Origin of the sequence: Rhizobium sp. WYCCWR 11128 (assembly GCF_013416305.1) — a bacterium.
GTDB classification, from domain to species: Bacteria; Pseudomonadota; Alphaproteobacteria; order Rhizobiales; family Rhizobiaceae; genus Rhizobium; species Rhizobium indicum.
Window position 1 is genome coordinate 1 of the sequence record NZ_JACCEZ010000006.1, and the last position, 26,093, is coordinate 26,093.

Sequence of the window (26,093 nt, forward strand, 5' to 3'; positions counted from 1 at the left end):
TGCGCACCGTCGTGCCGAGGTCGAGCCCCAGCGACTGGATGGCGAAGAAAGCGCCGGTCGCGACGAAAAGCGCGCCGCAAATCGCATTGGTGGTATCGAAACTGATGGATTTCATGGTGTCTCCTGGCGTTAAAGGCGACGCGAGATCAAACATCCCTCTCTGAGGCGGGACGCATACAATCTACCGGTACTGCCCTTGCGCAGGCCGTTGCGAAACTTCTCCCCTTGGAAAGGAGAGAAGGATGCGACGTGGATGAGGGTTGGGCATAGTTGGCCGACGCGTTACGATCTATTGCCGCACGATGCCCGCATCCTTTATGACCTTTGACCACTTGTCGATATCAGCCTTCAGACGATCGCCGATTTCTTGCGGCGTGCTGGAACGGGCCTCGACGCCGAGATCCGCAAACCGCTTCTTGACGTCGGGGTCGCCAAGAACCTCGACGAGCGCCGTGTTCAGTTTGTTCACGACGGCCTGCGGTGTGCCGGCGGGAGCGAAGATACCGTTCCAGGACGTGACATCGAACCCTTTTACGCCTTCTTCCTGGGCCGTCGGAACGTCCGGCAAGAGGATAGAACGGGTGGAGCCAGATGATGCAATCGCAGCAGCCTGGTTCTGCTGGAGTGCCGCCTTTAGCGCCGTCTGGCTATCGATGATCAGGTCAAGCTCCCCACCGAGAAGGGCAACTTGAAGATCCGGCGTGCCCTTGTAGGGAACGATCGTGAGGTCCACTCCGGCCGTCGATTTGAAGAGTTCGGCCGCAAGGTTCTGGCTGCTCCCGACATTAATCGTCCCGACATTGAGCGCGCCCGGGTTTGCGCGGGCCGCTTCGAGAATATCCTTGAGGGACTTGAATTTGCCATCCGCCTTGGTCACGAATACGAAGTCGAAGTAGGCGAGGCTGGATACCGGAACGAAATCGGCGACGGGATCGAACTGCAGGTTTTTGAACAACGGAACGCTGATTGCGGTTCCGTTCGACAGCAGAGCGAGCGTATATCCGTCTGGCTCCCCATTCAGCGCCACCCGTGCGGCAACCGATCCTCCCGCGCCAGGCTGATTCAGGATTACGATCTGTTTCCCAAGCTTTTTGCCGAGAGAATCCGCGACGATGCGCGCAGTGATGTCGGCAATTCCACCAGGGCCGAACGGAATGACAAGACTGATCTCGCGGCTCGGATAGTCGTTCTCCTGCGCCGGTGCTTCCACCGCCATCGCGAGTATTAGAACGATCGCCGGGATTATCGATTTCATCAATGTTACGATCCGCCGGGATGGCGTGCTCACTTGTTGTCCTATGCTCATGTTCCTAATCTCCTCCTCTTGATAGATGTCGATGCACGCAGCGATGTCCGTACAACCGATGCATGAATGCGTTGCGCATCCAGATTGCCGCCCACCACCTGCGTGGGATGCGTCGCCCGGCCATTCCCGAAGGCGGGTTACCGCCAATAGAGCCGCATGGAATTTTCAACCAGCAGCTTGCGCTGAAGCTCCTCGGACGGCGCGATGCGCGGGATGATGTTCACCAGCGCGCCGTCGTCGGGCATGTGGTCCTTCATATTGGGATGCGGCCAATCGGTGCCCCACAGGACGCGGTCCGGGAAGCGCTCGACCAGCGTCCGAGCAAACGGAACGACGTCGTCGTAGTTCGGTGGACCTGATCGCGACAGTCGCTCCGGGCAGCTCACCTTGCTGACGACATTTTCATGCTCGGTCATGAAGCGGATAAAGCGGCCGAACTGCGGGCCATCGACAGGCTGGGAGACATCCGGCCGGCCCATGTGGTCGACGACGACGGTCGTCGGTAGCGAGGTGAAGAAGTCCCAGCGCTCCTCGAGATCGGCCGCCTCGAAATAGATCACCACCTGCCAGCCAAGCGGTGCGATACGGTCGATGATCGCACGATAATAGGCATCCGGTTTCGGGTCGACCAGGCGGCGAACGAAGTTGAAGCGCACGCCGCGCACCCCTGCGTCATGCAGTGCCGCGAGCTCCCCGTTCGTCACCGTGTCGCGCACCGTCGCTATCCCGCGAGCACGATCGCCGGCCGCATGCAGCGCATCGACCAGGGCACGATTGTCGGCGCCGTGGCATGTCGCCTGGACGATGACGTTGCGCTCGAATCCGAGAAAATCACGCAGGGAGAACAGTTGCTCTTTGCCCGCATCGCAGGGTGTGTATTTCCTCTCCGGCGCATAGGGAAACACATCCCCAGGCCCGAAGACATGGCAATGCGCATCCACTGCACCCGGCGGCGGAATGTAGCGCGGCTTGCTCGGGTCGGGATGATAGCGGAGCCAATCGGGATCCATCTGGAAATTTGCCATCACAGCCCCCGTGCCTTGAGCTGTGCATCGAGACGCGGATAGACGCGGCGCGCGTTGAGTTCGAACACCTTCCGCTTGTCCTCATCGGATATCGTCAGAGCCTCGATATAGCGCTTGGTGTCGTCGAAATAGTGACCCGTCTGCGGGTCGATCCCGCGCACTGCGCCAACCATTTCCGATCCGAACAGGATGTTTTCCACATCGATCACCTCGAACAACAGGTCGATGCCCGGCTGATGATAGACACAGGTATCGAAATAGACGTTCTTCATCACGTGCTCGACCAGCGGCGGCCGCTTCAGCATGTCGGAGAGGCCACGATAACGGCCCCAGTGATAGGGAACGGCTCCGCCGCCATGCGGAATGATGAACCGCAGCGAGGGGAAATCCCCAAACAGGTCGCCCTCGACGAACTGCATGAAGGCAATGGTGTCTGCGGCAATGTAATAGGCGCCGGTCGCATGCATCGCACAATTGCAACTGCCGGAAACGTGGATCATCGCGGGAACGTCGAGTTCCACCATCTTTTCGAAGAAGGGGTACCAGGCGCGATCGGTGAGCGGCGGCGAATCGAACTTGCCGCCGGAGGGATCGGGATTGAGATTGCAGCCGACGAAGCCGAGCTCGTTGACGCAGCGCTCCAGTTCATCGATCGCGTTGGCGATCGAGACCCCAGGGGATTGCGGCAGCTGGCAAACGCCCACGAAAGTCTCGGGATAGAGATCGATCACGCGCTTGATCAAATCGTTGGAACGGCGCGCCCAGACCTTTGCCACCAATTCTCCGCCGATATGCGGCGCCATCGCCGAAGCCCGAGGCGAGAAAATAGTCATGTCGGCGCCGCGCTCGCGCAGCAGGCGCAGCTGGTTGGCCTCGATGGTCTCGCGGATCTCATCGTCGGAAATGTCTGGATAGGCGGGATCGATATCGCCGCCCGATTTGATGGCAGCCTCCTGTCGTGCTCGCCATTCGCTATGGAGCGCCGGAGCGGTGGTGTAGTGACCGTGGCAGTCGATGATCATAGCTTTGAGGTTCCTGTAGCGGCAAAGATGCGTTCGCCTCGGCAGCGAATCCAGCGGTCGAAGGGGAAGGCATGGGCAGCCAGCCGGCGGTGGCGCGGCTTAGCCCCTGGACCAGCATTCGCTCGAGGTCGCAGCCGGCGCGGGCGCCAGCCCCTACGGAAAGCCTCCGAAGGCTTTCCAAAACCGGTGAATGCGATCGTTTGGTGTTTGCTCATGCCCCGTTCTAACGAACCGGACGACGATCAGGCATATCGGAAGGGTTCACGCTCCATTGCTTTTCCTGAAGTCCACTGCGCACAAACCGTGCGGAAGATATCCGTGAATGCCGTTTGCAGCTGTGTCGGACGCCAGTCATCGCGCACCGTGAGGCCGATCTGGCGACGCAACGACAGCCCAGCGCCGGCGATTTCGCTGAGCAGGCCAGCACGCCGCTCGAACAGGAACTGGTCGCGCGACATCAGCGTCAACCAATCGTCCTCCAGCATCAGCCCGCGGACCACCAGAACCGAACCGCATTCGATGCGTAGCCGTGGCGGCTCAAGGCCGTGCTCTGTGAACATCTCCTCCCACCGATGACGCACCGGCGCGCCCGTTGCGGCGATAACCCATGGGAAATCCAATAGCCTCGAGAAGGCAAATCCCGGCTTGGACAGCAGGGGATGTCCGGCGCGACCGACGATCACCGGATCATCGATGAACAGTGGTTCCTGAGCGATGTCCTTGACCGGCGGGGGGTCGCGCATTGCCCCGATCAGCAGATCCATCTCGCCTTCGCGAAGTCTGGCCAACAGTTCCACATATGGCCCCTCCACCACGTTCACCGACGCCATTGGATAGGCGCGAGCGAAACGAGCCAATGCTTGCGGCAACAGGATTGCACGCGCCAGCGGCATGGTACCAACAGTGACACGTCCGGCGCCCTCCGACCGCAGTGCCTCCAATTCGTCGAACCCAGCCTCCAGCTCCGATTGCGCCAGACGGGCGAACCGCAGCAACACGGCGGCCGTCGCCGTCGGCTGGACGGTACGCCCCTGACGGACGAGAAGCGGCACGCCCAGCAACTGTTCCAGATCGCGGCTCGCCCGATGCAATGCCGGTTCAGACAGGCCAATTCGCTTCGATGCCAGCGCAAAGCTCCCCGCTTGATCGACCGCGATTAGCGCGCGCAATTGTCCAAAAGTGATGCGCCGTTCGATATGGGGCAGCGGCGGCAAGCGGGCACCACGTCGCACGCTTTGGCCGCCGCGCGCCACATAGGCGAGCGCGCGTTCGATGCGGGCCGTGATCAAGCGCCCCGCCTCAGTGCTGGTAACGCCGCTCGGCTGGCGATCGAATAGCACATGGCCAAGCTGCGCCTCGACCTTGGCAACGGCCTGGGTCAGAGCAGGCTGCGACAAATTCATGGTCTGAGACGCGCTGCTGATGCTGCCCAGCCGCGCAGCGGCAGCGACGGCCTCGAGGTGGCGAAGGTTGAGTTCGCGGTGTGCAATCATCATCACACTTCAGCACAGCTTATGACCGGTGCGCAAATCAAGTTTGCTTTGCGGCTCAATAGTCCCTCCCTTAATTCCTAGCCAAGACAGGAATGAGGATCGAGCATGCCCGACGTGATTACCCAGATCGAACGCGCCGATGCCGCCATCATCCACGGCCTGGCAGATGCCGGAGTGGCCATCGTCCACGATGCGCAGGGACGCACGGGACCGCTGACCGGTTGGTTGCGGCCGATCTTTGCGGGTGCCCGCATCGCTGCTTCCGCAGTCACCGTTTCGGGGCGGCCGGGCGCGCCAATTGGACGGTGCAGTTGCCATTGAACAATTGAAAGATGGGACATCATGGCCAGGCGGGCGGCTTGGGAGGAAATAAATCATGACATATTTGGAGGCGAGTAAAACGATGACACCTGTGGGTGAGACGCAAAAACCGGCGGGCCGATTTGGCCTCTTTGGCCAGTTGTGGTTTCAGGTGCTGGCAGGGACGCTGCTCGGCATCCTGCTGGGTCATTTCGCGCCCGCCACTGCGGTGGCGATGAAACCTTTCGGCGACGCCTTCATCAAAATGATCCGCATGATGATCGGACCGATCATCTTCGTCACCGTTGTGCATGGTATCGCCGGCATGAACGACATGAAGAGCGTCGGGCGTGTCGCGCTGAAATCCATCATCTATTTCGAGGCGATCACGATCTTGGCGCTGATCTTCGGACTGATCGCAGTCGATCTGTGGCGTCCGGGCGAGGGCATGAACATCGACGCTGCCGCAATCGATACCGCATCGATCAAGACCTATCTCGCGACGGCGCACGATCAGTCCATTTCAAGCTATTTCCTTGACATCATCCCTGACACCTTCGCCAGCGCGCTGACGGAAGGACACGTTTTGCAGGTGCTGTTTATCTCTGTCCTGTTCGGTATCGCCATCGCCGCCATCGGAGAACGCGGACGCCCCGTGTTCCAGGTGATCGAAAGCGCCTCGCAAGGATTCTTCAAGATCATCGGCTACATCATGTACTTCGCGCCGCTCGGGGCCTTTGGCGCAATTGCCTTTACCGTCGGTCAGTTCGGCACCGCCTCGCTCTGGTCGCTGGGCGAGTTAATCGTCGAGTTCTTCGTCGTCTGCGCCTTGTTCACAACAATCGTCCTCGGCAGCGTTGCCCATTGGTGCGGTGTCAGCCTGTGGCGGCTGCTAGGCTATCTCTGGGATGAAATCGTCATCGTCGCTGCGACCACCTCGACCGAAACGGTGCTGCCGCGCCTCATCCAGAAGATGCGTAAGGCCGGCTGTGAGGAAAGCGTGGTCGGCTTCGTCATCCCGGCCGGTTATTCGTTCAATCTCGACGGCACATGCCTCTATCTGACCACCGTCGCGGTGTTCCTGGCACAGGCGACGAACACACATCTAACCTTCTGGCACGAACTCGGCCTGATCGCAGTCTTGCTGCTCACCTCGAAGGGAGCGGCGGGCATCGCCGGAGCGGCGTTCGTTGTGCTGGCGGCAACCCTGAATACCACCGGAACCATTCCGGTCGCCAGCATCGCGTTGATCCTCGGAATTCACCGCATCCTCGCCGAGGGGCTGACTTTTGTTAATCTGATCGGCAATGCGCTTGCCACCGTCGTGGTCGCCAAATGGGAAGGCAAGCTTGACGAGCAGCTACTGGCCACCACTATCGGCAACGGCCGCTTGCGCGCCAGGCACCAAATCGCCGCCGCTGCGTTGTGACACGGTGAAAGACTCAGCTCCGGTCTGCGATCTATCCTATTGGAAACCAGCGTGTTGCATGTTCCATGCTTTGCGAGTGCAGGGCAAAGCCCGGTCGTCTTTGGTAAAATCCGGCCGAGCGTGGCTTTCAATTCACAAAACACACAGCACATCGGCATAGCGCGCGCGCTTTGCTAGCGACCACCGGCAAATCTCACCAAGGAAAACCGGAGGCCGGATCTGCGTGCTGCCGGCGGGAAATGCCGGGCTGAACTGCGGAGAGCTTTTTTAATCCCGCGGCAAAACCTATCTACAAATTCTCGGCGGGATTGAGGACAACCGCCGATGCCGCCGAACGCATGGACAGCCCCGGAAAAGAACATATCTTCGAGAGACCTTCCTTTTTGGAAGTCTCGCATCAAACAGCACGGGCACACATCCATGACCAAAGGCTCCGATCTTCTAGTGGCAGCGCTTGAGAACGAAGGTGTCGACCGCATTTTCGGCATCCCAGGCGAAGAGAACCTCGACGTCGTCGAATCCATCCGCAAGTCGTCGATTGAGCTCGTGCTCACCCGACACGAGCAGGCAGCAGCTTTCATGGCGGCGACCTATGGCCGCCTGACAGGAAAGCCCGGCGTCTGCCTGACGACGCTCGGGCCTGGTGCTCTTAACCTCTCGACGGGTGCCGCCTATGCCTTGCTCGGTGCGATGCCGATGGTGATGATCACCGGTCAGAAGGGGATCCTCTCGTCCCGCCAGGCGCGTTTCCAGGTGGTCGACGTTGTCGCGTCGATGAAGCCGCTGACCAAGCTCGCAAGGCAGATCGTGTCACCGCAGATGATCCCGACGACGGTCAGGGAGGCGTTCCGCATCGCCCAGGAGGAAAGGCCGGGGCCGGTGCATCTGGAGCTTCCGGAAGATATTGCGGCCGAAGAATGCCAGGAGGTGGCGCTGATTGCGCCGCATCAGCTCGAACTGCCGACGGCAAGCGATGCGGCCCTCGATCGCGCCGCCGCCCTCATCGCCGCAGCCAAACGTCCGCTTCTGATGTTCGGGGCCGCCGCCTCCCGTCCCCGCTCGACCTCCGACATCGCGCAATTCGTGATCCGCACGCGCATTCCGTTCTTTACCACTCAGATGGGGAAGGGAACGGTTCCCGGCGGAACCGAACTTTATATGGGCACCGCCGCGCTGTCGGAGCGGGATTATGTCCACGAGGCCATCGAACAGACCGACCTCATCATCACGATCGGGCACGACACGATCGAGAAGCCACCGTTCATCATGGGCAAGGGCGGCCCGAAGGTCGTCCATGTCGGATATCAGCCGGCGACCGTCGAGCAGGTCTACTTCCCGCAATCCGAGGTCATCGGCGACATCGGCCCTTCGCTGAAGGCGCTGGCGGATCGCCTCGAGGGCAAGCTGCCAAACGCGCAGGCGCTTCTTCATCTCCGGGAACGCATTCTCGAGCGCATCGCCGCGCGGGCGACGGAGGATCGCTTCACGCCACAGCGCCTGGTTCACGATATAAGAGAGGTGATGCCGCATGATGGCATCCTGGCGCTCGACAACGGCATGTACAAGATCTGGTTCGCCCGCAACTACCGCACGCGGATGGCAAACACGCTGCTGCTCGACAATGCTCTTGCAACGATGGGAGCGGGGCTGCCTTCGGCCATGGTTGCCTCGATGCTCTACCCGGAGCGGCGGGTCATGGCGATCTGCGGTGATGGCGGCTTCATGATGAATTCCCAGGAACTCGAGACCGCCGTCCGGCTGAAGCTCAACCTCGTCGTTCTTGTCATCGAGGACAATGCTTATGGGATGATCCGCTGGAAGCAGGCGGTGGACGAGTTCCCGGATTTCGGAATGACCTTCGGCAATCCCGACTTCGTGAAATATGCGGAATCCTACGGCGCCAGGGGAAGCAGGGTCGACGATATCGCCCAGTTCAAACAGGTTCTCGAAGAGGCATTCTCAGGAGGTGGCGTCCATCTGGTGAACGTCCCGGTCGACTACTCGGAAAATGAACGCGTGCTGGTAAAGGAGCTTCGCGAACGGCTCCCCGCGATATTGGAGGCCTGAGGATGCCGCCCGCCATGAAGGTCCATAGGCGTTCGACCGCGATACGCGGCACGATGGAAGAGATGGGCACGACACGATGATGGTACTCAACGGAGTTATCTAGGATCAGGCGGCATTCCGCCGGAGGTTCTGGGGCGGTATCAGCAGCGGTCCTCATCCGTGAACGGGTGTGGATACGGTGTCAAACATCACTCAAAATTAGACAAGCATTGGATAACAGCTTGTTCGGCCAGGATAGGCTTGCCTCGCCTGTTGACGGGAGGCATGGTCTGTCCCGGAACAGCGGAATCACGAGACTGCGGACGAGGCCTACTGCCGCGCGTCTGAAAAGACGCGGGCGCTGTAGACCATGCTCGAAAGCTCGCGGCGCATCGCAAACATGGCTGGTTAATGTTTTCCTTCCTGCACAGTTCGGACCTTCATATTGGCAAGCGGTTTGGCAATCTTCCGGAGGATTTGAGAGGGCGCCTGCGCGAGGCGCGGCATGGCGTGATCGCCAGGCTTGCCGGTGCGGCGCGAGAGCATGGGGCTGGTGTCATCCTGCTTGCGGGCGACACCTTCGATACCGAGACGCCGACGCCTTCCGTGCTTCGCCAGGCGCTTGGCGAGATGGCCCAGAATACGCCGCTGCGATGGGTTCTGCTTCCGGGCAACCACGATTCACTGCTGGCGGACCAGCTGTGGAGTGCTGCGCGCGGCGTGGTGCCCGACAATGTCATCCTGGCGACGGAAGCGGCGCCCCTTCCGCTTGGACCTGATATCATGCTGCTGCCGGCGCCTTGCACGACCAGGAGGCCGGGGCGCGACCTGACCGAATGGATGACGGGTGCCGCCACGCCGGACGGCGCTATCCGCATCGGCCTCGCCCATGGCCCTATCCAGGAATTTTCGGAGGATGCCACGGCCACCAACGTGATTGCGCCGAACCGCGCGGCGCTGGCCGGCCTCGACTATATGGCGCTCGGCGATTGGCACGGATCGGTGGCAGTGGACGCCAGAACATATTACAGCGGCGCGCCCGAGCCGGACCGTTTCAAGCATGACCGGCCGGGGCAGGCGATGATCGTTTCGATTGCCGGGCAGGGAGCGATGCCGACGACGACGGCAGCAGTGACCGCCAGCTTTTCCTGGCAGACATTGCACCTTCCCCTGCTGGCATCGGAAGACGGTGTTGAAGCGCTGAAGGCGGCACTGCCGGAACCGTTCGCGCGGCGACAAACCCTGTTGCGCGTCGCGCTGTCCGGCCGTGCCCGATTGAACGGGCGCACAGCAATGACCAGCCTGCTGCAACAGGTCGCGCCGGAATTTGCGCATCTGGAGATCGATACCGACCTTCTGGGGACCGACTGCGAGAGCGATGATCTCGAGACCATCGACCGAGCCGGCGCGCTGCGCGATGCTGCGGAATTGCTGCTTGCCGAAAGCCTCGATCAATCCTGCTCGGGCGATGACAGGGGCGTGGCGCGCGAGGCATTGATCCGCCTGTTTTCCTATTGCGAGGCGATCGATCGATGAAACTCAACGCTCTTCGCCTTCACAATGTCAAACGCTTCGCCGGCCGCGGCATATCCGTCGAAGGAATCGCCGACGGCGTCAATGTGCTGAGCGCTGCCAACGAACATGGCAAATCGACCTGTTTCGAGGCGCTGCATGCCCTGTTCTTCCAGCCGCACAGCGGCAATCCAAAGAGCGTGCAGATGCTGCGCCCCTATAGCGGCGGCAATCCGATCGTCGAGGCCGATATCACGATCGAGGCCGGCCGCTACCGCCTGACCAAGCAGTTCCATGGTGGACGGCGCGCCAGCGTCACCGATCTCGGCAGCGGCCGGATCGTCGCCCAGGCCGACGAGGCTGAGGCTTTCATCGGCGATCTCATTTCCGGCGGAACCTCCGGCCCGGCAGGCCTGCTCTGGGTGCGGCAGGGCGTCACCGGCATCGAAAATCGCAGCAAGAGCGAGGAAGAGAACGACAAGCGGGTGCGCGAAAGCCTGCTGACCTCGGTCCAGGGCGAGGTGGAAGCGCTGACCGGCGGACGGCGCATGTCGGCGGTGCTCGAAGCCTGCGAGGAAGAACTTAATCGCCTGGTCACCGCGACGCTCCGGCCGAAGGCCGGCGGCCGCTTTGCCGCCGCTCTCGACGAGCGTGACCGGCTGCAGGACGAGGAGGCGCGGCTGGCCAAGGAGGTGGAGATGCTGCACGGCGCGCTCGATCGCCGCCGCTCAGCGCAGGCGAGACTGAGCGAGCTGGAAAACCCTGATGAGGAGGCCGGCCGGAAGACGGCGATTGCCAATGCCGAGTCGGTGCTCGAAGCCGCTAAACTGCATGACAGGGAGCTCAAAGCGCTCGACGCCGAGGCTACTTTGGCCGCCAGTCGCCGCGATGAGGCGCAGCAGGCTTTCGACCGCTTCCACATGGCATTGAACCGCAGCGGCGAACTCGCGCGGCGTTTCGCCGTGGCGGAAAAACAGCTTTCAAATGCAGCCGAGCAACGCGCGGCATCGCTTGTTGAAAGTGAGGCCGCAACGGCGGAGGTGCAGGCAGCCGAAGAGGAAGAGCGGGTGAACCGCGAGATGCTTGCGCGGCTGGAGGCAGCGCTCCGTTCACGCCACGCCGCAGAGCGGCTGGCCGAGGTGCGTCTGCGTCTGGAACAGGCCGAAGCGGCGCGCCAGCAGATCGAAAATGGCGAGGCTGCACATGCATTGCTCGCCATTCCTGCCGATGCGATCGAACGGCTTGAAGCGCTGGATCTCAAGATCATCGGCTTGCGCGCGGCCGCCGAGGTCGGCCTTCCCACGCTCAGGATCGATTACCTGAAGGACGCCTCCGGATTGGTGAGCATGGACCGCCAGCCTTTGCCCGGGGGCGAGGATAGAAGCTTTGGCGGGATGGCGAAGCTCGAAATATCAGGCGTTGGCACCCTGACCATCCATTCCGGCCGGCAGGCAGAACAGGACGGGGCGCTCGAGACCGCGGAAGCCACGCGCCAAACATTGCTTGCCAAGCTCGGTGTCGACAGTCTGCGGGCGGCACGCCAGCGCGATATTGCCGCGCGGAACAAGCAGGAGGAACTGGTGCGGGCGCGCCAGCGGCTCGCGGATCTCGCCCCGAATGGCATTGACGCGCTTCACCTCGACGCCGCACGCTTTGCCGAACTCAGCCAGGGTCCGGTCGAACTCGACGCCGACCCGGAAGAGGTGAGCACCCGTCTCGCGAATGCGACGCGGCGCATCGAACTGTCGCGGAACCGGGCGCGGGAAGTGTCGGTGATACGCACCGAGGCCGGCGAGGCGATTTTGCGGGCGCAGACGGAGCATGCGAGGCTTGGCCAGGAACGCGAGGCGATCGAGGCGATTATCGGCCCCGAAGCCAGCAGAACGGAATTGCAGCAGGACCTTGTTGTAAAACTTGCCAACGCCAAAGAGCAGTTCGATGCTGTCGAACTCCGGGCCGGGCCTTTGCGCAGGACAGGGCGGGACCTCGCTGGCGCAGAGGCCGCCCTTGCCAGGGCGCGCTCGGTCGCCGACGCCGCAGGCCGCGAAATTGCCAGGCTTCGCGAAGAGCTTGCCGACCTCGGCGGTCAGATCCGCACCCGCTCGGACAGTGCGCTGGAAGAAAACTGGTTGGAAAGCCGGGATTTGCTTGCAGCGGCGCGTGAGCAGGTGAAACGTTTCGAGACGGAGGTCGGCGTGCTCGATCGCTTGCGCAAGGCGCTGACAGCGACGCGCGCAGCGGCGCGTGACCTCTATCTCAAGCCGGTCATGAGCGAACTCGCCCCGCTGCTCGGCTTGCTGTTCGACGACATCTCGATCACCTTCGACGGCGACACCTTGCTGCCGCAGATCGTGCGCCGCAACGGCCTGGACGAAGATGTCGACCGGCTGAGCGGCGGCATGCGGGAGCAGCTCTCGGTGCTGACCCGCCTCGCATTCGCAAGGCTGCTCGCCCGCGACGGCCGGCCGGCGCCCGTCATCCTCGACGATGCGCTTGTTTATTCCGACGACGACCGGATCGAGCGGATGTTCGATGCGCTGCACCACCAATCGCGCGACCAGCAGATCCTGGTCTTCTCCTGCCGCCAGCGCGCCTTCGCCAAGCTTGGCGGCAACGTGCTCACCATGCAGCCATGGCAGCCGGATTAGGGAGAGATCCCGAGCCACCGAAAACCCGATCGCAGCGGGATGAAGGTTCGGTGGCTGGTTTTCGAGGTTGTGGCTCGCCTTAAGCGCAAAAATAACGTTGTATTTCGTACTACACGTTATTTCTTGGCGTGAGCGGCCATGCGGGCATCGAGCCGCTGGCTGACTTCCTCGGCGGAGAGGGCGCGCTCGGGGTGGGCTTTCATCTCGTCATAGGTCGGCACGACCTCGTCGCGCAGCCATTTCTCAACTGCCGCGTCGCGGGCGGCTAAGGTGCGCAGGCCGTCGCGGATGACTTCGCTCTCGGTCGCATATTCGCCGGAGCTGACTTTGGCCTTCACCATCTGCGCCATTTCCAGCGGGAGGGTGATGGTAAGGGGTTGGGTTGTACGCATAGTGTGTTCCTCGGTTATCTCCTTGTAACACACCGTATGATTAAATCATACGCTTTATATGTAGGCGACCCCTGGAGCGCTGATCGCGGAGAGTAGCAGCTGGGCGCGGCTTTACACTCAAGCACGGACTGTGCCTCCCTCAAGCCACAGATACGCGGCAGCCGTCCAGGAGAAGCCGAGGCCGCCGCAGCCTTCGCCGGTAACCGGGTCGAAATATTCGGCGAAACCTTCCGTCTCGATCGCCGCGATGGTGGATTTCCGCAACTCTTCGGCGACATCCGCATGGCCATTGCGCTTCAGTCCGTCGATCAGCAGCCAGTTGATGATCGCCCAGGCGGGGCCGCGCCAGTAGCGCTTCGGCTCCCAGCTGGCGATGCCGGGTTTGGTCGTCGGGAAGGCAACCTTGAGATCCTTGGACCAGACCTTCATTTCCGAGATCAGGGCGTCGGCAACCTGCTTGTCGAGGTCCAGCGAGAGGAGGGGGATGAAACCGGCTTGCGTTGCGGCTTCGACATCTTCGCCGGAGATCAGGTCTCGGGAGACGAAGCGCGCGAGGTCCGGCCGCCATTGGGCCATTATCGCCTTGCGGGTGCGGTTGTTGAAGGCAGCGATCTCGATCGCGTCCTCGGTCCGGCCGAACAGGCGGGCAAGGTGCTCGAGGTCTTCGCCGGCCTTGAGCAGGATGGCGGTCGTCTGGATCTCGGCGACCTTGAAGGACGCCTTTTCCCATTGTTTCGCCGGATCCCAGCCACAGGCGGCATAGGTATCGACGAGATGAATGAAGCGGCGGTAATCCTCGTCGCGCGGGCGCATGTCGGCATCGACATGGCCGGTATCCTTGCGCACGACAGGCGTATCGGTGGTGGTGGGCACACGGGCGAGCGCGATGTCCCAGGCAGGAGAGTTGTCGCTGCCGCTTTCCCAGGGATGCAGGAGTGCTACGAGCCCGCTGCCTTCAGGGTCGCGGGCGGAATACCACCAGCGATGCCATTTCAACGCCGCTTCGTAGAGGGGCAGGGTGCGCACCTCGGCATCCTTGCCGGCGGCCTCATGCAGCTTGCGCAATGCGATCGCGAAGACCGGCGGCTGGGTTATGCCGGAGGTCGGGATCGTATGCTTCGTGCGCCAGACGTTCGGCCCAGGGAAATAGGTTTCGCTTGGCGCGTGGAAGACGATATGCGGGATCATCCCGTCCGCCCACTGGCCCTCGACCAGCCGTTCCAGCTCGCGATAGGCGCGATCGATATCGTAGAGCGCGAAGCCCATGGCGACGAAGGCGGAATCCCAGTTCCACTGAAAGGGATAGAGCCGGTCGGTCGGCACGGTATAGCCGCCTCGATCGTTCACGGCGAGGATGCGCTTCGCCTGGTCGATATGCATATTCATTTGGGGTACTCCGGTATTCTTAGGCCAGGACGGCCGGAAAGGACTTGCCGCTTTCGGGCGAAAGCCAGGTAATGCGTTTCTGGTCGAGCTTCAGGCCGATCGTCTCGCCGCTCTTCACGGTCTCCGAGGCCGGCAGGATGACACGGACGGGCTGGTCGTGGATCGAACCGGTCAAAAGCAGGTGCGAGCCCATCGGCTCGGCAACGCGCACCCGCATTTCGAGACCCTGCGGCAATGGCGCGAGTTCGACGGCCTCGCCGCGCAGGCCGAGGATGATTTGATTGCCGGATTCCTGCGGCGCCACAAGCCGTTCTGTACCGGCCGCCACCTGGCCGTTCGAAACCGGCAGTTGGATGAAGTTCATCGGCGGGTTGCCGATGAAGCCGCCGACGAAACGTGTCGCCGGGTGATTGTAGATCTCGACCGGATGGCCGACCTGCTCGACCACGCCGCCATGCATGACGGCGATGCGGTCGGAAAGGCCCATCGCTTCCGTCTGGTCGTGGGTGACGTAGATGGTGGTGGTCCCCGCCGATTGCAGCACGGTCTTGAGTTCGGTGCGCATTTCCAATCGGAGCAGCGCGTCGAGGTTCGAAAGCGGCTCGTCCATCAGCAGCACCTTCGGTTCGACGGCAAGGGCGCGAGCGACGGCGACGCGCTGGCGCTGGCCGCCGGAAAGCTTGTTCGGGTAGCGGTCGAGATATTGCTCGATATGCAGGAGGCCGGCGGCCTTCTCGACCTGCGCCTTCACGCGGGCGTCGTCGGCCTTCTGCATCCGCAGCCCGAAGGCCACGTTTTCGTAGACCGTCATATGCGGAAAGACGGCGTAGTTCTGGAAGACCATCGCAAGGCCGCGATCCTTGGGAGGCAAGCCGATCACCGACTTGTCGCCGATACGGACATCTCCCGATGTTGCCGTCTCGAGGCCGGCGATGATGCGCAGCAGCGTGGTCTTGCCGCAGCCGGACGGACCGAGCAGCGAGACGAATTCGCCGTCGTTGATCGTCAGCGAGACCTCTTTCAGCGCCTGGAAGGCTCCGAAACTCTTGCGGATGCGGTCGATGACAATATTGGCCATATCTCTGGTCCCGTTATTTGGAGGAAATGCCCCAGATCGCGAAGAGGTAGCGCCTGACCGCGAAGATGAAGACAACCGAGGGAAGTATGAGCATCAGGCCCCCGGCGAAGCGGTAATGCATCGGGCTTTCCGAAAGCACGGTCAGCAGGTAGGCGGTCAGCGTGCGGTTGCGCACCGTCAACACCGAGGCAGCAAAAACCTCGTTCCATGAGATGACGAAGGCAAAGACCGCGGTTGCGACGATGCCGGGAAGCGCCAAGGGTGCCACCACCTTGAAGAAGGCCTGGATGCGGGTGCAGCCGAACACCCAGGCGGCTTCCTCCAACTCCTTCGGCACGCCGAGGAAAATCCCTTGCGTGACGAGTGCCGCGAAGGGCAGCGCCAGGACCGTATGGATGAGGCCGACGCCGACGATCGTATCGTAGAGGCCGAGCCGGATGAAGGAGACCGTCAGCGGCAGCGCCAGGATTGCCAGCGGAAAGGCGCGGGTCAGCAACACCAGCAGGCGGTAGCTGTCCTTGCCGCGAAAATCGTAGCGGGCGAGCGCGTAACCTGCCGGCGCGCCGAGCAAGATTGAAAGCGCCACCGTGATGCCGGCTGCGCCCAGCGAATTGAGGAAGGACTGGACGACGCCTTCGGTTTTCAGAAAGAGAATGAAGGGCTCGAGCGATATGCCCGTGGGAAGACCGGTCTTCGGCCAGATATAGACGCCCTGGCGGCCGCCGAGCGCCCCGAGTGCGACCAGATAGATCGGCACCAGCACCCAGGCACAGAGTGCGGCAATGCCGCTCCAGAGCAGCCAGCGGCGTGAAGAGATGAAGCCGGCGGCTTTGGGTGTGTCTTTGGCCGTACTGATGGTGTCCGTGGTCATGGCAGGCGCTCCGGATCGACTTTCAAGGCCTTCAGATAGATGAGCGTGGCGGCAAGCGAGATGATCATGATCAGCACCGCATAGGCGGCAGCAACGCTGTAGTTCTGGTTCTGATTCTGCCAGTTGTAGGCCTCGCCGACGAGGACCGGGAAATTGCGCCCGCCGAGCGCATAGACCACCGCGAAGACTTCGAAGGCGAGCACGGTGCGCAGGATGAGAGCCGATTGCAGGGCGGGGCGGATCAGCGGCAGGGTGATGCGCCAGAAGCGCGTCCACGGGCCTGCGCCGAAAATTTCGGCGGCCTCCCTGAACTCCTTCGGCACCTGGTTGAGACCGGCGACGATGATGACCATGACGATGGCCGTGCCGCGCCAGATTTCGGCAACCGCAATGGCGATGAAGAGCGCGACCGGCGTCTGGTAGGAGAGCCAGCTTGCCTGCCTGCCGATGATGCCGAGACCGAAGAGCAGCGAATTCAGATAGCCGGTATTCTGCAGGATCGACAGCCAGACGAGACCGGCGGCGAGGTCGGAAATGCCGAGCGGGATCGTCCAGATCCACAGGATCGTCTCGCGCCCGCGGCCGACCTTGGCGACCATCGTGCCCATGGCAAGCGCAATGGCGATCTGCACCGGCACGACCGCGATCGTCAGCAGGAAGGTATTCTTCACCGAGCGGGTGAAATTGATGTCGGTTACCATGCGCTCGGCATTCGCGAGCGACAGCGCGCCATTGTCCGAAACCGCCAGCCAGATCGTCTGCACCAGCGGCACGACGAAGAGCAGCGCCAGAAAGGCGACGGATGGCAGGATCAGCAGATAGGGGATCCAGGGTCGGCTATTGGTCATCGGCTCCGGCCTTGACGAGCAGAGTGTCGGAAGAGCGCCCGGGCATTCCGCCCGGACGCTTCTCAGGTAGATTTATTCGACCGGGCAGGGGCCGTCGCTCTTGGCATCGGGCGCCCAGCAGGCAGCCTTCGTATCGGCCATCAGCTTGGCCATCGTCGCGCCCTGGGTCTTCAGCACGTCTGCAACGGGCTCGTTCTGCAGCACGATGCGCTGGAAACTGTCCATGTAGACCTTGTTGAACTCGCCGCCCTTGTCGCCGAGACCGACTGGGAGCAGCGAGATGACCGCGTCCTTGGAAGCCTGGGTGGCCGTGACCGCACCGGCAAGCAGGGCGACGCCGGCATCGAGATCCGGCGGCAGCTTGACATTCAGGGTCGGGAAGAAGCCGACCTTGGAGGCGGTCAGGAGCTGCGTCTCCGGCATGGACAGGTGTTCGATGATCTTTTCTGCGCCGGCTTTGTCAGGCGCGCCCTTCGGAATGGCGAGACCCGCGACGACAGGCATGTAGCCGCGACCTTTGGGACCCGCGGGGGCGGGGAAGACGACATAATCATCCGGTGCAGCGGAAATGGCATTCTTCAGACGGGCGATATGATCCCAGGCGACCATGACTTCGCCGGCAGCGAGCGGCTCCTGCATGAAGTCGTAATTGGTCGAGTTCGGTGTCACATAGGCCCACAGCGCCTTCAGCTTTTCCCAGCCGGCGGCAGCATCGGCACTCTGGAAGGTGCGCACGACACCGCCGGTGAAGGACGGGTAGAAATAGCCCTGGAAATAACGCGCCATCAGCCCCTTCGGGCCGGCCGGGAAACCGATCTGCGGCTGGCCCGTCGCCTCCTGCATATTCTTGCCCCACTCGATCAATTGATCGTAGTTCAGCGCGTTCACGTCGGCGCCGGCAGGCAGGTATTGCAGCGCTTCCTTCTTGGCAGCCATCACATAGGTCGCCTGCATCCAGGGGATGTACTGCTGGGTCGACTTGCCGAGCTTGCCAAGGTCGAGCAGCGACTGTGGCATGCCGCTCGCGGCCAGCTTGTTGGCGAGATCGTCGAGCGGCTCGAGCGTGTCCTTGTCGGCAAGCGGCGAGAGCTCGCCATGCAGCGCACCGACGAGGCTAACGGTGTGTTTGCCGGCCTGACGTTCGGCCTCCATGCGGACGGCAAACTGCGGCGGCTCCTCGACCACGTAATCAACCGAGCCGACGTCCTTCAGCAGCTCCTCGCGCACGACGGTCGCCTCCTCGATCGGACGAAGCTGGGTGGACACGAAAACCGTCTGGGCAAGCACAGGCGAGGCGAAGGCCAGCACGGTGGAAGCCAGAATTCCAAATGACATGATATGTTTCATCTTCTCCTCCTTCATTGTTCTTTGTTTGAGATGCACTGCTGTCTATGCCGCCCTAAGCGGACGGCGGTGGCTGTCGCGATCGACGAATTCGATCGCGTGAAGCTCCTGGAGTTCTTCGGCAGGCTCGCCTGCAATGGCGCGCAGCAGCAGCGAGGCGAAGCTCGCGCCGAGGTTTTCACCGGTCATGCGCATGGTCGAGAGCGGCGGGCTGGTGAAGGAGCCCATCGCCAGGTCGTCATGGCCGACAATGCTGATCTGGTTGCCGCCATCGAGCTCGCGTAGCGCCCGGAGTGCCCCGATCGCCATTTCGTCGGTGGCGCAAACGAGTGCGGTCGGACGCGAGGGTTGGCGCAGAAGTTCGAGTGCTGCGAGATAACCGCCCTGTTCCAGCGGCGCGCCTTCGGCACAAAGGTCGGTGGCAAGGCCGCATTCCTCCATCGCCGCCCGCCAGCCGCGGCAGCGGTCATGTGCAAAGTAATATTCCTGCGGGCCGGCGATGTGGCCGATGCGGCGGTGGCCGGCGGCATGGAAGCGCAGCGTCGCGGCCCGGAATCCGGCAAAACCGTCGCCGTCGATATAGGGATGGGGCAGCAGGCTTTCGGTGCGGCCATTGGTGACGAAGGGAATGCCGCGCGACTGCAGGAATTCGACGCGCTCGTCTTTCCGCTTGGTGCGAACGAGAAGCATGGCGTCGACGCGGCGGCCATCGACGAAGCGGCGGCAGATGTCGAGCTCGCTCTCGCCGCGCGGCACCGGCGCAATCACCAGATTGAGGCCGGCGGCGGCAAGGTGTTCGGCACAGCCGGACAACATATCGAGGAAATGCGGAGGACCGATATGGCCGGGATCGCTCGGCAGCGTGACGGCAACCAGTTCGGCGCGCTGCCTGCGGAGGCGGCGGGCCGAAGCATTCGGTCGGTAGCCGACCTTGTCGGCAGCCTCTCGAACCCGTTCGCGCGTGGCGGCCGACACATCGGCATAACCGTCGAGCGCACGCGACACCGTGGTGATCGACAGTCCCAGCGATTGCGCGAGCTGTTTGAGATTCGCCAAGATCTTCCTCCCGAGGTGAGAAAAAGATTCTCCAAAACGTTTTGGGAGTCAAGCCAAAACGTTTTGGATTCGTGCCGATGTCGCGCGCATTGATCTTTCAAGACGGAGCAGAGACGTCACAGAGATATGCGAAAGGGCGGGGGTTCTCAGCGCAGCCTAGGCGGGACCACTATCTTATGTATCTGGATACGCTCGGGAAGTTCGCAAAGTAGTTCTGCATCTCGCGCCAGATGATGAACCTGCTCCGGATCACCTTTCGTAAACGCCGTCATCGATTGCATGTCGGCCCAGTAGGAGATCGTCGTGAACCATGTTTCATCCTTCCGATCTTCGCGCAGCAATTGGACGCCGATCGCCGTCTTTAGCAGTGGCGGAACTCCCTCAGCGCGATTGTAAGCTTCGTATTCATCAGCAAATTCCGGCTTCGTGCGGCCGCGCCAGATACGGGCGATAGTTGGAACTTTCGTCATGTTCTGCTCTCCGTGACATCTGAATGAAGCAAGCCGACGGTCGAGGGCGTCTGCCTCAAACGGCATGGGCACCGTCGAACAGGGCGCCAAGCCCGCCGATCAGAGGCGCCCCGGGCATGCGCCCACTCGGGCATCACACCCGTTCACAGCCCGGAACGTCTGTTCCACGAGCAAAGGAGATGAGTCCCACGATCGATCGTTCAAGGCCTCCGTGAGCCGATCGACCGGTCTGGACCTTCTACCCCGCTTGGGGGCTGGGTCGCTGATGGCTCGCGAGTGCGTTCATTCGATCAAAATCTAATCAACGGCGTAACCTGATTTGAAAGTCGGTTTGGTACGGAGGGTCTCCTTCCGGGAAGTGACGTCATGATCCTTGAGTTGCAGAATGCCATTCTGGAAATGATTGCCAAAGGGGAACCGCTGGCAACAACGATCGAGCAACTTTGCCTCAGGGTCGAGGCCGTCGTTCCTGGGATCACCGCTTCGGTGCTGACGTTCGACGGGAGCCGTCTTCACACACTTGCTGGACCCTCCCTTCCGCCTGACTATTCAGCGGCTGTCGACAATCTTGAAGCCGGACCTCTTGCGGGCTCCTGTGGTGCCGCTGCCTATTCTGGAGAAGCGGTCGTTGTCACCGATATCGAGACCGATCCTCGTTGGCAGGACTTCAAGTCTCTGGTTCTTCCGCTAGGGTTGCGGGCTTGCTGGTCCAGCCCGATCAAGAGCGGCGAGCGGGTGATCGGCACCTTCGCCTTCTATTATCGAGAACACGGCGCTCCGAAGGCCGTCGAACGGGACCTCGTCGAGGCTTGTGTCCATCTTTGCACAATCGCCATCGATCGCGAAGAACGGGTGATGGAACGTCAGCGACTGACATACAGCGACGCTATGACGGGACTGTCGAATCGTGCTCGTTTCAACCAGCTTCTCGCCGAAGATCTGCCTCGATCCCGGCGCGCCTGGGGCATCTTGCTGGTGGACATCGACAACTTGAAACTGGTGAACGACACGTTCGGGCACGCAGCCGGCGACGCATTGATTCAAGTGGTTGCAGACCGGATCTCCGCGACAACAGGCGCCAAAAACACGTTCAGGCTTGGTGGAGATGAGTTTGCTGTCATTGTATCGGACGACAAAGACCTTGATCTGAATGCGAGGGCATCCGCCATCCTCGAAGCACTGTCCTCTCCTTCAACGTGCGACGGCCATGTCGTCTTTCCCGCCGCGACGATTGGCGGCGCGTTGGCAGAGACCGAAACAAACCCCGATCAGACCCGCCAGAACGCCGATGTGGCGCTCTATCATGCGAAGGAACACAACCGTGGCCGGTACGTGCAACACTATCCCGGCCTGGGCACCGCCCTCACCAGACGCTTCAGGGCGGTTCGGGACGTGGGCATCGCCCTAAAAGACGATCGGATCGACGCGCATTACCAACCGATCTTGCGCCTGGATACGCGGGAAATTGTTGGTTTCGAAGCCTTGTGTCGAATGACCACCCCTTCCGGCCAAATCATAGCAGCAGCGCATTTCCATGAGGCGACGAAAGACGCGCATATTGCTGCTGAGCTGACCCAACGGATGTTGCTGAGGGTTGCGAAAGACATCCGCAGCTGGCTCGCCCGGGGCCTTCCTCTCCAACATGTCGGCATCAACCTGTCCGCCGCAGATTTTCGTGGCGGCAATCTGCAAGACAGGCTGTGCCGAATTTTCGGGGACGCGGAGGTTCCTCTCAAGCACATCATCCTCGAAGTGACGGAATCGGTTTATCTCGGACAACGGGACTATGTCGTAGCGGACGAGATAAAGGCTCTTCGGTCCAAGGGCTTGCGGGTTGCCCTCGACGACTTCGGCACGGGCTACGCGTCTTTGACCCATCTGCTGACGGTGCCGGTCGACATCATCAAGATCGACAAGTCCTTCATCGACCGCATGGTGCCGGGCGACGCTGGGACCTTCATCGTTGAGGGCCTGATCGGAATAGCTCACAAGCTGGGGATCCGGGTCGTCGCAGAAGGGATTGAAACAGAACCCCAAGCTGTTCAATTGAGCCAGCTCGGCTGCAAGCTCGGACAGGGCTATCTGTTTTCGAAAGCAGTCGATCGAACGGTTGCCGCGGCCATTTTAGAGCAGCATGGACAACGGCTCAACCAAGACAAGACCCGTGCCGGAGCCCTATAGCCTGAGCGAGGTTTTCGCGCTCGGGCCAGCCCCGGATACCTGAGACAACGCTTGAGTACCAAGATTATTTTGAACGGATCAGAGATGCGAAAACGGATACATGTCAGCCAATTGCGGGTAGGAATGTATGTCGAGGACGTCGAGATTGAGGGAGAAGACAGGACACGCCGGTTCAAGCCGTTCCTGATCTCGGCCGCCGGTCAGGTCGAGAGTTTGATGGCAAACCGCCTGATGACTGTTGTTATCGACGTCGGAAAAGGCGCGGATGTCGATCCGGGCGGGGCACAGGACATCGACCGGGCTGCGTTTGACACCCAGCTTCGTGCCGTGTTTTCGGCGAAGGATATCAAGCAGGCGAGGGAATGCGTCGAGGATACAAGACCGCAGATCCGCCAAATGCTTGCCCACGCCAGGATCAAAGCTTCTTTCGCCAGTGATGCGGCAAGCGCAGCTGTGGAGCGGATCATGTCGGCAGCCTTCGACAACGCCGGCGCGCTGATCGCAGTCGCAAAGCTGAAGGAAAAAGATGAGCTGACGTTCCTCCACTCGCTGGCGGTAAGCGCGTTGATGATCACCCTAGGGCGCAGCCTCGGTCATGGAGAAGAGGATGTGCGGGTATTGGGACTCGGCGGACTGGTTCACGATCTTGGAAAAATGGCGCTCCCGGACGAAATTTTGACGAAACCCGGTAAACTGACGGCCGAGGAAATGGATCTTGTCCGCGGGCATCCTCAGCGGGGATATGAGCTGGTTTCCCATGTCGCGCATGTCCCGAAGCCGGTGCTCGACATTTGTCGCTACCACCATGAAAAGTTCGATGGCTCGGGCTATCCTGGCCGGCTCGCCGGAAAGAAGATCCCTTACGTCGCCCGGCTTGCGGCGATTTGTGACGTTTACGAAGCGCTGACCACAATCAGGCCGTATAAGCGCGCCTTCTCGCAAGCGGAGGCGATCAACATGATGATGAATTCGCCGGGCCATTTCGATAGCCAGCTTCTTTCCGCATTCGTGTCAAAAATGGTGATCAGCGGCACGCTCCACTAGAGCCATCATTTACCGGACGGCGCGTCGTACCGGCCAAACGTCACTTGTAACTCCGCTCGGATCGGCGGTCATTTCGGCAGCAGAGGCAACCCCGACCAGCGCCGGGCAGGCCAAGCGCTGATCGTCTACAGGGGGTAAAGATTGCGCGCCGATAGGGGGCAGTTTGTGCGCCGATTGACAGATAGGTGTTCGGAACGCTGAGCAGTGCGCGTAAAAAGCCGCTTGACAAAACGCGTCCGCCACGACTATTGGGTAATCGATCACCCAAGGAGGATGGTGAGGATCGTGGCAGCATCTCTTTCTGACATCGCGGAACGTGCGGGCGTCTCGGTAAAGACGGTTTCCGGCGCATTGCACGGCGGCTCCGCCCGCATGTCGGACGATACGCGCCAGAAGGTCAAAGCCATTGCGGAAGAACTCGGCTACGTGACCAACCTTGCGGCGCGTGGCGTGCGTCAGGGCTGGCTGCCGCTGGTCGGAGTCGTCTCCGACGGCCTCATCACGTCGCCCTTCGCCACCGAGATCGTGCGTGGCCTCGACGGGGCGGCCCGCAGCGCCGGCATGGCGGTCTTTGCGGTCAACCACCGCAGCGGCCAGTCTATCGGCTCGGTGCTCGACGAGGTGCAGCAGTTCCGGCCGCGCGCCGTTGCTTATGCCGCCATGTACCACAAGGATGTCGCCCTGCCGGACAGGTTGGCGGGCGCCGTCGGCGTCATGATCAACTGCCGCGAGGCTGCCGGCCGCGTCACCGCGCTGGTGCCGGACGAAGAGGGCGGCGCGCGGGAGATCGTGCGTTATCTCCTCGTCGCCGGCCGCCGCCGCATCGCCTTCATCAACCTGCCGGGCATTCTCGCCGGCACGCTACGCGAGACGGGGTTTCGTGCGGCGCTTGAGGAGGGGGGCATCGACCCCATCGGCGTTCTGCCGGCGGTGCGCCGCAGCGTCTATAGCGACCGCGCGCCAAGCCTTGTTGCCTCTCATGTGGAGGCGCTTCTGAAATCCGGTCAACGGCCTGACGCCATCTTGTGCGGCAATGACCGCGTGGCGATGGAAGTCTATGCGGCGCTTGCCCGTGCCGGCCTTCGCATTCCGGATGATATCGCGGTGGCAAGCTTCGACAACCAGGTCGAGCTGGCCTCGCGGCTGGACCCGCCATTGACGACGATGGCCCTGCCGCACCGCGCCATGGGCCGCCTTGCCATGGAGATCCTCCTGGCCGAGCAGCCCGAACCGCCGCATCTGCATAAACTGCCGTTCCATCTGGTCGAACGGGCATCCGTCTGAACATCGAATAGTGCCAAACAGGAGGAGAATACGAAATGAGGATTTTAATGGGTAATCGTTTACTTTCCGCACTCCTAGCGTCCGCTGCCCTGGTCGCGACCGCCGGTTTCGCCGAGGCGAACACCGTCATCCACGTCATGCACCAGGGCGATCCCGGCTGGGTGAAGGCCTATGGCGACGTTGCCTCCCGCTTCGAGGCCGCCAATCCCGATGTCGACATCGAGATGATCTACGCGCCGCACGATGCCTATAACGAAAAGTTCAGCGCCGCCGTCATGGCCAAGCAACTGCCCGATATCATGGAACTCGATGCTCCGTTCCTCGCCAATTATGTCTGGTCCGGCTATCTACAGCCCATCAAGCCGCTCATTGACAAGGACCTGCTCGATGACATGACGGATTCGAATATCGCCCAGGGCACCTATCCGATCGACAAGGACCTCTATGCGATCGGCCTCACCGACTCCTCGGTCGTGCTCTACGGCAATAAGAAATATCTTGAAGCCATTGGCGCCCGCATTCCGAAATCGGTCGATGGTGCCTGGACCCGCGAGGAATTCGAAGGCTATCTCGAAAAGCTTTCCAAGCTCGAAGGCGTGAAGTGGCCGATCGACACCTTCCGAGGTTACGGCATCAAGACCGAGTGGATCACCTATGCCTACGGCCCCCTGCTCGAAAGCGCCGGCTGCGACCTGATCGACCGCAAGACTTGGAAGGCCAGCGGCACGCTCGATGGCGAGGCCTGCGTCAAGGCGCTGACGATGATGCAGGACTGGGTGAAGAAGGGCTGGGTCGTACCGACTTCGTCGGGCACCAACCAGTTCTACGCCGAAGGACAGCCGGCCGCGCTCGCCATGGGCGGCCACTGGTTCTACGCGGAGGCATCGGCAGCGATGAAGGACAATATCGTCGTCATGCCGCTGCCGAAGATCGGCGACAAGGGCGTGAGCCCGAACGGAACCTGGATCTGGGGCATTTCCGCGACCTCGGAAAACCCTGAGATCGCCGGCAAGTTCCTGAGCTTCCTGCTGAAGGACAAGGAATACAGAGAGTACGCCAAGACCCAGTCCGCCTATCCGGGCCTGAAGAGCTTCGCCGCCGAATCCCCGCTCTATGCGGAAGGCGGTCCGCTCGCCGTCGCCTTTGAGCAGGCTTCCAAGACCGCGATCGCCCGTCCGCCGCACCCGGCCTATCCGACGATCACCTCGGCCTTCATGCAGGCCGTCGACAAGATCTTCAACGGTGGTGACGCGCAGGAAGCGCTGACGGCCGCCGCCAAGAAGATCGACGAGGATATCGAGGACAACGCCGGCTACCCGCCCTTCGACGAGCAGCAGTAAGGGGTTTGACGGGGCCGG

At 61.7% G+C, this 26,093-nt stretch carries 21 protein-coding genes and 1 pseudogene; 9 read left to right on the forward strand and 13 right to left on the reverse strand.

Going from position 1 to position 26,093, the window contains the following annotated elements:
* The 5 genes and pseudogenes from HX898_RS18990 to HX898_RS19010 form a co-directional block, all read right to left on the reverse strand.
* A pseudogene (locus tag HX898_RS18990) lies at positions 1 to 115 on the reverse strand (tripartite tricarboxylate transporter TctB family protein); the annotation flags it as partial.
* 174 nt (positions 116 to 289) lie between these two features.
* On the reverse strand, positions 290 to 1,453 hold the full coding sequence (locus HX898_RS18995; protein ID WP_246413282.1) for a tripartite tricarboxylate transporter substrate binding protein: 1,164 nt from the start codon (positions 1,451 to 1,453) through the stop codon (positions 290 to 292).
* Positions 1,444 to 2,331, reverse strand: a complete 888-nt coding sequence (locus HX898_RS19000; RefSeq protein WP_180195394.1) for an amidohydrolase family protein — start codon at positions 2,329 to 2,331, stop codon at positions 1,444 to 1,446. The genes HX898_RS18995 and HX898_RS19000 overlap by 10 nt, the downstream gene beginning before the upstream one ends.
* Complete coding sequence (locus tag HX898_RS19005; protein WP_180195395.1) at positions 2,331 to 3,353, reverse strand: amidohydrolase family protein; 1,023 nt, start codon at positions 3,351 to 3,353, stop codon at positions 2,331 to 2,333. Before HX898_RS19005 ends, HX898_RS19000 begins: the two co-directional genes overlap by 1 nt.
* A gap of 242 nt (positions 3,354 to 3,595) precedes the next feature.
* On the reverse strand, positions 3,596 to 4,849 hold the full coding sequence (locus HX898_RS19010) for a LysR family transcriptional regulator (protein WP_246697938.1): 1,254 nt from the start codon (positions 4,847 to 4,849) through the stop codon (positions 3,596 to 3,598).
* Positions 4,850 to 4,951: 102 nt separating this feature from the next.
* On the opposite strand from HX898_RS19010, the gene HX898_RS19015 reads away from it, so the two are divergent.
* From HX898_RS19015 to HX898_RS19035, 5 genes are all read left to right on the forward strand, one after another.
* The gene (locus HX898_RS19015) at positions 4,952 to 5,167 is read left to right on the forward strand and encodes a hypothetical protein (RefSeq protein WP_180195396.1); all 216 of its coding nucleotides are present in this window, start codon (positions 4,952 to 4,954) and stop codon (positions 5,165 to 5,167) included.
* Positions 5,168 to 5,222: 55 nt separating this feature from the next.
* A complete protein-coding gene (gene dctA, locus HX898_RS19020) occupies positions 5,223 to 6,575 on the forward strand; it encodes a C4-dicarboxylate transporter DctA (RefSeq protein ID WP_246697939.1) in 1,353 nt (450 codons plus the stop codon).
* Between the two features lie 420 nt (positions 6,576 to 6,995).
* The gene (locus HX898_RS19025; RefSeq protein WP_180195397.1) at positions 6,996 to 8,642 is read left to right on the forward strand and encodes an acetolactate synthase large subunit; all 1,647 of its coding nucleotides are present in this window, start codon (positions 6,996 to 6,998) and stop codon (positions 8,640 to 8,642) included.
* Positions 8,643 to 9,032: 390 nt separating this feature from the next.
* Positions 9,033 to 10,157, forward strand: a complete 1,125-nt coding sequence (locus tag HX898_RS19030; protein ID WP_180195398.1) for a DNA repair exonuclease — start codon at positions 9,033 to 9,035, stop codon at positions 10,155 to 10,157.
* Positions 10,154 to 12,781, forward strand: a complete 2,628-nt coding sequence (locus HX898_RS19035) for an AAA family ATPase (RefSeq protein WP_180195399.1) — start codon at positions 10,154 to 10,156, stop codon at positions 12,779 to 12,781. Before HX898_RS19030 ends, HX898_RS19035 begins: the two co-directional genes overlap by 4 nt.
* A 116-nt stretch (positions 12,782 to 12,897) precedes the next feature.
* Here the strand turns inward: HX898_RS19035 and HX898_RS19040 are convergent, their stop codons facing one another.
* The 8 genes from HX898_RS19040 to HX898_RS19075 form a co-directional block, all read right to left on the reverse strand.
* The gene (locus tag HX898_RS19040; RefSeq protein ID WP_180195400.1) at positions 12,898 to 13,173 is read right to left on the reverse strand and encodes a type II toxin-antitoxin system ParD family antitoxin; all 276 of its coding nucleotides are present in this window, start codon (positions 13,171 to 13,173) and stop codon (positions 12,898 to 12,900) included.
* A gap of 117 nt (positions 13,174 to 13,290) precedes the next feature.
* Positions 13,291 to 14,559, reverse strand: coding sequence for a trehalase family glycosidase (locus HX898_RS19045; RefSeq protein WP_180195401.1), 1,269 nt, complete (start codon positions 14,557 to 14,559; stop codon positions 13,291 to 13,293).
* Positions 14,560 to 14,578: 19 nt separating this feature from the next.
* Positions 14,579 to 15,637, reverse strand: coding sequence for an ABC transporter ATP-binding protein (locus HX898_RS19050; RefSeq protein WP_180195402.1), 1,059 nt, complete (start codon positions 15,635 to 15,637; stop codon positions 14,579 to 14,581).
* A 13-nt stretch (positions 15,638 to 15,650) separates the two neighbouring features.
* Positions 15,651 to 16,508 (reverse strand): carbohydrate ABC transporter permease, encoded by an 858-nt coding sequence (locus tag HX898_RS19055; protein ID WP_171597903.1) that lies wholly within the window; start codon positions 16,506 to 16,508, stop codon positions 15,651 to 15,653.
* On the reverse strand, positions 16,505 to 17,356 hold the full coding sequence (locus HX898_RS19060) for a sugar ABC transporter permease (protein WP_180195403.1): 852 nt from the start codon (positions 17,354 to 17,356) through the stop codon (positions 16,505 to 16,507). The genes HX898_RS19055 and HX898_RS19060 overlap by 4 nt, the downstream gene beginning before the upstream one ends.
* Before the next feature lie 72 nt (positions 17,357 to 17,428).
* The gene (locus tag HX898_RS19065) at positions 17,429 to 18,703 is read right to left on the reverse strand and encodes an ABC transporter substrate-binding protein (RefSeq protein WP_180195404.1); all 1,275 of its coding nucleotides are present in this window, start codon (positions 18,701 to 18,703) and stop codon (positions 17,429 to 17,431) included.
* Positions 18,704 to 18,745: 42 nt separating this feature from the next.
* Positions 18,746 to 19,756, reverse strand: a complete 1,011-nt coding sequence (locus tag HX898_RS19070) for a substrate-binding domain-containing protein (protein WP_180195405.1) — start codon at positions 19,754 to 19,756, stop codon at positions 18,746 to 18,748.
* A gap of 146 nt (positions 19,757 to 19,902) precedes the next feature.
* A complete protein-coding gene (locus HX898_RS19075; protein WP_138333073.1) occupies positions 19,903 to 20,226 on the reverse strand; it encodes a hypothetical protein in 324 nt (107 codons plus the stop codon).
* A gap of 366 nt (positions 20,227 to 20,592) precedes the next feature.
* Between HX898_RS19075 and HX898_RS19080 the strand changes: the two genes are divergently transcribed.
* From HX898_RS19080 to HX898_RS19095, 4 genes are all read left to right on the forward strand, one after another.
* Positions 20,593 to 22,407 carry an EAL domain-containing protein gene (locus HX898_RS19080; protein WP_180195406.1) on the forward strand — a complete coding sequence of 605 codons (1,815 nt, stop codon included), beginning with the start codon at positions 20,593 to 20,595 and terminating at the stop codon, positions 22,405 to 22,407.
* Positions 22,408 to 22,491: 84 nt separating this feature from the next.
* Positions 22,492 to 23,451: an HD-GYP domain-containing protein gene (locus tag HX898_RS19085; protein ID WP_171597976.1), complete on the forward strand. Its 960-nt coding sequence runs from the start codon at positions 22,492 to 22,494 to the stop codon at positions 23,449 to 23,451.
* Between the two features lie 273 nt (positions 23,452 to 23,724).
* Entirely contained in the window at positions 23,725 to 24,735 is a 1,011-nt protein-coding gene (locus HX898_RS19090) for a LacI family DNA-binding transcriptional regulator (RefSeq protein ID WP_138388968.1), read from the forward strand.
* Positions 24,736 to 24,782: 47 nt separating this feature from the next.
* Positions 24,783 to 26,075 (forward strand): sugar ABC transporter substrate-binding protein, encoded by a 1,293-nt coding sequence (locus HX898_RS19095; RefSeq protein WP_180195407.1) that lies wholly within the window; start codon positions 24,783 to 24,785, stop codon positions 26,073 to 26,075.
* The last annotated feature ends 18 nt before the right edge of the window (positions 26,076 to 26,093 follow it).